The 6,119-nt window shown below is 65.5% G+C and carries 4 protein-coding genes; all 4 read left to right on the top strand.

The window, feature by feature from the left end; translation table 11 throughout:
- Nucleotides 1-266: 266 nt before the first annotated feature.
- The 4 genes from ABZS43_RS36375 to ABZS43_RS36360 all read left to right on the top strand — a co-directional run bounded on the left by ABZS43_RS36375 (nt 267) and on the right by ABZS43_RS36360 (nt 5,954).
- Nucleotides 267-1,520 carry a hypothetical protein gene (locus ABZS43_RS36375; RefSeq protein WP_355040560.1) on the top strand — a complete coding sequence of 418 codons (1,254 nt, stop codon included), beginning with the start codon at nt 267-269 and terminating at the stop codon, nt 1,518-1,520.
- Entirely contained in the window at nt 1,517-3,397 is a 1,881-nt protein-coding gene (locus tag ABZS43_RS36370) for a hypothetical protein (protein ID WP_355040559.1), read from the top strand. The genes ABZS43_RS36375 and ABZS43_RS36370 overlap by 4 nt, the downstream gene beginning before the upstream one ends.
- Nucleotides 3,398-3,468: 71 nt before the next feature.
- On the top strand, nt 3,469-5,520 hold the full coding sequence (locus tag ABZS43_RS36365; protein ID WP_355040558.1) for a hypothetical protein: 2,052 nt from the start codon (nt 3,469-3,471) through the stop codon (nt 5,518-5,520).
- Nucleotides 5,517-5,954, top strand: a complete 438-nt coding sequence (locus ABZS43_RS36360) for a hypothetical protein (RefSeq protein WP_355040557.1) — start codon at nt 5,517-5,519, stop codon at nt 5,952-5,954. The genes ABZS43_RS36365 and ABZS43_RS36360 overlap by 4 nt, the downstream gene beginning before the upstream one ends.
- The last annotated feature ends 165 nt before the right edge of the window (nt 5,955-6,119 follow it).

Here is a 6,119-nt window from a genome sequence, read left to right as displayed (position 1 = left end):
ACCGATATCGTTCTCTACCCGCTTTCCTGTTGTGGTTCGACGAGCCGATTTCAGGAGAGTGGTGTGTTTTGAGTACAGGGTGTTGGACGGTCCATCGGTACGACTTGGAGCGGTCGTGGCCTGATCTGCCGGATGCGGTCGCCGGTCATGGGGTGGATCTGGTGTCGTGGGCGCACCGGCTCGGCGTGCGTGATGGTCAGCGGTTCATATTGGGGCCCAATGGGTTTCCCGATGTTCGGGTGAACGCGTTTCTGGCTTCGCCGACGATGCGGAACAAGGCTGCGACGACGAACCATGCCTACACGCACTGTCTGGCGTTGTGGTTGAACTTCCTGCTGAGCAGGGACCGGCAGTGGTGGGATGCCACGGATGAGGATGCCGAGGAGTTCGAGTTCTGGAGACTGACCGATCCGGCGAACGAGTCCACGGTGGGCACCGCGGCGTTCGCCAAGGATGTCGCGGCGTGCAAGTTGTTCTACAAGTGGGCTTCCGGCCGTTTCGGTGATGTGGTCGATGTGTTCGCTGACGTGGATTTTCCGGTCGCGAAGCGGGAAGCGTCGGTGAAGTGGCTGGATCCGGCCGCGATCGCCCGGTGGCGGGATGTGGGGGTGCGGGGCCGGTTGCTCGACGGTCGTCGCGACAGGGCGTGGCGGGGACGCAACGAGCAGCGTGATGCCGCGTTCGTCGATGGCCTCTACAGCACGGGGTTGCGGTTGAGTGAGTGGGCCAGCGTGGTGTTGCCGGAGCTGCCGGCGGTGAGGTCGGGGCGTGGCTTCTACACGGCCGATTTGGCGAACCGGTGCGCGAAAGGCGGTTACGGGCACAGGTATTGGATCGGCAACAAGGCGTTGAGCGGGGTCCGGGCATACGTCGAGGGCGCGCGGGCGCGGGCGGTGCGCGGCGCGCAGGCCGCAGGCCGCTACGAGGCCCTTGCGCGGGCGCGGGTGGTCGAAGCGGAACGAGGCAGGGATTCGGTGGCGCTGGCCGACGGGCAGGGCGGCACGGTGTTCCGATCGTGGGGTCTGTTGTCACCGGCTATGCGGCGCAGGCTGTTTCGGCGGACTGGAGCGGGGTTGGAGCCGTTGGCGGTGTGGTTGAACGAAGACGGTCTCCCACGGGATCCGCATGGTTGGCATCACAGCTTCGATGCCGCGAACGAGCGGATCGCGCGGGTGGGTTTGACGGACTTCTCGGCGACCGCGCACATGCATCGCCATTCGTTCGCGTTGAAGTGGTATTCGATCGGCAAACTCGCCTTCGGTCGGCGGCTGGCGCATCTGGACGGCGAGGCGCTCGAGGATTTCCGCGAGCAGTTCGGCGACACGTGGGACCTGGTGGCGACGATGCTGGGGCATCAGCGGGTCCAGACGACGAAGAACGTGTATCTGGCGCCGTTTCGGAATTTGGACGTGGAGATCCTGCTCGCTCACGCCGAGGGGTTTCCGGTCGCCCAGTTCATGGCCCAGGCGCTCGCCGATCACCCGATGGTGATCGGCGACCCGGTGGGCGGGCTCCGGTGAGTCGCGCGGGACGCAGGGCCACCCTGCCCGTCGGTGGGTCGAGCACCGAACGCGGGTTGCTTCACGGCGCGATGGTGGTCCGCTGTTTCAACCAGGACGGTGACCGGCGACGCGATTTCGACTTCGCCCGGTTGCCGGGCAACGATGACATCCGCCGCGCTCTGGCGGCGGCGTTCGCCGCTCGCACGGCTCCCGGCGCCGGGTTGACGTCGATGAACTCGATGCTCAATCTGTTCGTCTGCGTGCGCTTGTTCGCCCGCTACCTCGAGGGTCTGGCGCGTCCACTCGCGCGGTTGCCGGATCTGACCCCCGAGCACATCGACGGGTTCTACGACCATCGCCGCGTCGTCTCGGAGTTCACGGCCTGGGCCGAGGTCGGGACGATGAAGAAACTGTTGCTGCGCGCCGAGGGCCTGGACGAGGCGCTGGTGGCCAAACTGCGCACACCCCATCCGCCCCGAGCGCGTCGCTCGACGGGCAAGAACAGCTACAGCCGATCGGAGTTCACCCGGATCGCCGAGGCCGCCCGCGGCGATCTTCGAGCCGCCGCCAAGCGGATACGCGGGAACCGGGCGCTGCTCGAGCGATACCGCGCCGGGACACTCGAAGATCCCGACCGGCGCCTGGAGCTGCTGGACTTCGTCGACCGTCACGCCGATATCCCACGGCATGCCGGCCGGTTGGGCACGGGCGTCGGTGAGATCCGGGATTGGTGGGTGACAGGGTTCGGGACGGTGATCGAGGTTGTCGGTTGGGCGCATCTGACCGGCCTGGAAGCGATGGCCGGGGCGGTGTTGTTGACCGTGATGACCGGCCAGAACAGCAGCGTCGTGTTCGGCACCCCCGCAGCGCATCACCGCACCGACGGACAAGCCACCGACCTCGCCACCGCCATCGTCGACACCCGCAAACCGCGTCGAGGACCCCGCGCTTACTCGAATCTGGTGTTGTCGCAGGTTCCGGACTGGATCAACATCCCGTCCGATCCGGATGAGGTGTCTGCTCGCGATGAACTACACACTCCGTTCGGCGTCTACAGATTGCTGGTGGAGCTCGCCGCCCGATCGCGCGAACTCATCGGCGCCGACCGGCTGCTGATTGCCTACCACGGCAAAGGCGGCCCAGGTCACCGGCGGGGACTACGTGCCATCACACCAGCGGCATTCCTGGCGCCCTGGTCGAATCACCACCGGATCCCGGCCGACGACACCGGTCCCGAACAGAGCCTCGCCCCGCTGAGGGTGACGATGAGCGTCTTGCGGATGACCTACCTCGAACTGCATCAAAAGCCCGTCGCTCACACCGAGTCGACACTGGTCAACGACTATCTGGCACGCAACCGCGGCAATCTCGCCCGATACCGTCGCGTCGTCGCCGACGCGCTGGCCGCCGAGGTCGACAAAGCCCGCACCCACGCGGTGATGACAGGGCTCACAACGACCGATCTCGCCCGGGCTCAACACGATCCCGATGGTGTCGCGGCCGAGCACGGCATCGATGCGGCGATGTTGAAGCGGATGCTCGGCGGTGAACTCGACACCGTCATGAACGCCTGCCTCGACAACACCCACAGCCCGCACGCACCGGCCGGTCAACCATGCCGGGCCTCGTTCATGCAGTGCCTGGACTGCCCCTGCGCGAGGGCTCTGCCGCGCCACCTACCGATCCAGGTCCTGGTTCACGACCGCCTGCACGCCCGCAAGTCGGAGATGACCCCGCTGGACTGGGCTCGCCGGTTCGCGTTGCCGCACGCCCAACTCGCCGAACTGATCAACCGACACGACAGCCACGACATCGAGGACGCGCGCACCGACGCCACCGACACCGACCGCGATGTGGTGCAACGATTCTTGAACCGGGAGCTCGACCAACGATGAACAACACTGCCCTCCAACCGATCCGGCCGCACCGCGCCGCTGACCGTGACTGGCCCACCGACGAAACTGTCGTGCTCGCTGACCGCGATCTGGTGCCCGACGCCGATCCGCACACGTTGTCACGTTTCGGGCACAGCGTCTGGCGTCTCGATGAGGCGATCTTCGAGCAGCACTCCAAGGCATCGAGCCTGAACTTCGCCGCGGTTCCCGAGCCGTTGAGATTCGCCGCGAAACACTATGCCTGGCAACAGATCAACACCGATTCCCATGTCCAACTGCACCGCACCACCACCTCGCGACCAGCGATCAAGAGCATCGCGTCCAACTGGTCGGCATTCAAGATCTTCCTGCTCTGGCTCCACCGCCACCGCATCACCGAATTCCGACAGATCACCCCGGCCCTGCTCGACCGCTACCTCGACCATCTCATCGACACCGACCTCTCCCTGGACCGCAAGCACGACTGCGTGATCGAGGTCCGGCGTTTGTGGTGCTATCGCGACCACCTGCCCGAGCACATGCGACTGCCGACACTGCCGCCCTGGGGCGGTGATTCCTCGCGAGACCTCTTCGACCGGGTCCGCCCGCAGCGCGACAACCTCACTCGGCGGATCGCCGAATCCACGATGACCTCGCTGCTGGGATGGGCGCTGCGGTTCGTCGAGGTCTTCTCCACCGACATCCTGGCCGCTCACGCCGAATACGTGTTCCTTCACCAACGAAGCCCGCAACAACAACTCCGAACCCGGGGACCGGTCGCGCGGCGACCGAAAGGCCAGATCGAGGCCCTGATGGCCGACTACCTGCAACGCCTTGTTGACACCGGCGGATCCCTGCCGGGCAAGGTCGGCGACGACGGAGAGGTGGCGGTCGACTGGAACCACGTCGGCAAAGTCCTCGCCTGCACGGTCGGACCCTCGATTCCCGCCGGTCGGATGCTGCTCGAGTCCGCGGTCCCGGTCGCCGACGCCGCTTACCTGGACACAGCGATCACCGCCAAGTTCAACGGTGTCACCTGGCGCGATCGACCCATCGACTACTTCGAAGCCCTCCCACTGGCGCGGCGGTTGAGCACCGCCTGCCTGATCGTCGTCGCCTACTTGTCAGGCGCCCGCGCGGGCGAAGTCCTCAACCTACGACGCGGCTGCGTCGAACACGACCCCGTGACCGGGCTCTGGCTGATGAACGGGCTCTACTTCAAGGGCGCGGTCGACACCGAAGGACACAAACTCCCCGCAGGAGCCCCGCGCCGAGATCCATGGGTCGTCGTCGAGCCGGTCGCCACAGCGATTGCAGTGCTCGAACAGCTCCACGACCAGCCGGTGCTGTTCCCGAAATCGCTGGAACCGCGTCGTCGACTGCAAAACACCAAACGAGCCGGCGCAGCTCGCGACCCGCAAAGCGTGTCCAAGGACCTGGCCACGTTCATCGACTGGGTCGACAACTACGCCGAGCCGCACAACCTGCCCGCAATTCCAGCCGACCCCCGAGGGGCGCTCAATATCTCCCGATTCCGACGCACCCTGGCCTGGTTCATCCGCCGCCGCCCCCGCGGCCTGGTCGCGGGCGCGATCCAATACGGCCACGTCCACACCCGGCTGATCCAGGGATACGCAGGCACCTACGACTCCGGATTCCCCGACGAATACGCCTTCGAGGACTTCCTGACCCGCCTGGAAGAACTCGCCGAGGACCAACGGGCACTCGACACCGGCGAACACGTCAGCGGCCCCGCCGCGCACGCCTACCAGCTACGAGTCGACGCGGCGAGCAAACAATTCGCCGGACATGTCCTCACCAGCAGCAGACAAGCACGCGACCTGCTCGGCAACCCACTCTTGCAGATCTTCCACGGCGACGGCATGACCTGCGTCCTCGACCCCGCCAAAGCCGCCTGCCAACTACGCGGCACCGCCGAGGACCCCCTGGTCACACCCGACATCAGCGACTGCCGTCCCCGCTGCCAGAACATCGCCCGAACCGACCGAGACATCACCAGAATCCGTTCCCGCCGAGACGAACTCGCCGTCATCGTCGCCGATCCGCTCGCACCACCGATCCGACACCAACGCGAACAACACGAACTCGACCGACTCGACACCATCCTGGAAAACCACCGATGAACCCACCCCCGCCCGCGGAAACCGATCCCGCCCGCAAGAAGATCATCGCCGCGATGGACCGCCTCCTCGACGGCACACCCCTTCGCTCGAGCGGACGACTCAGCATCTCCCAACTCGCCATCGAAGCCGACCTCGGCCGCTGGCGCCTCACCCACCAGCACCTCGACCTCAAAGAACAATTCCAAGCACGCGTCAAAGCCAACGAAAAAGCCGCAAGCACAACCGAACTCAGCGACTACGAGGCACTGCGCGCAAAACACGCCGACTTGCGCGCCCACTGCGCCGAACTCGAACAACGCCTCCAACTCTACGCAGGCGTGATCAATCTGCTGGTCCTGGAGAAACAGGCCGCCGACAACAACACACCGGTCAGCGACCTCGACGACGGCCGCAGACGACGACGCAAACCACCCACCCTGATCGGCCCCTGCTAGAACCTCGCAGACAACGGAGACTCACGCCAATGCGTCAGGCGAACAACAGATCCCGGATCCCGAACTGTTGCGGACAACCAACCTTTCGGGAATCATCTGACCAGCCGAAAACCATGCAACAAGAACCAATCCAGCAACAGGTTCGAACTGGCGATAGAAATATCG

This window comes from Nocardia sp. NPDC005366 (assembly GCF_040606855.1).
GTDB lineage: Bacteria > Actinomycetota > Actinomycetes > Mycobacteriales > Mycobacteriaceae > Nocardia.
Note: the sequence above shows the minus strand (reverse complement) of the source record. Positions and strands in the feature narration are given on the sequence as shown.

Coding starts and splice junctions, on each gene's coding strand:
- ABZS43_RS36375 (WP_355040560.1), top strand. CDS start 267: ATGCGGAACAAGGCTGCGACGACGAACCATGCCTACACGCACTGTCTG.
- ABZS43_RS36360 (WP_355040557.1), top strand. CDS start 5,517: ATGAACCCACCCCCGCCCGCGGAAACCGATCCCGCCCGCAAGAAGATC.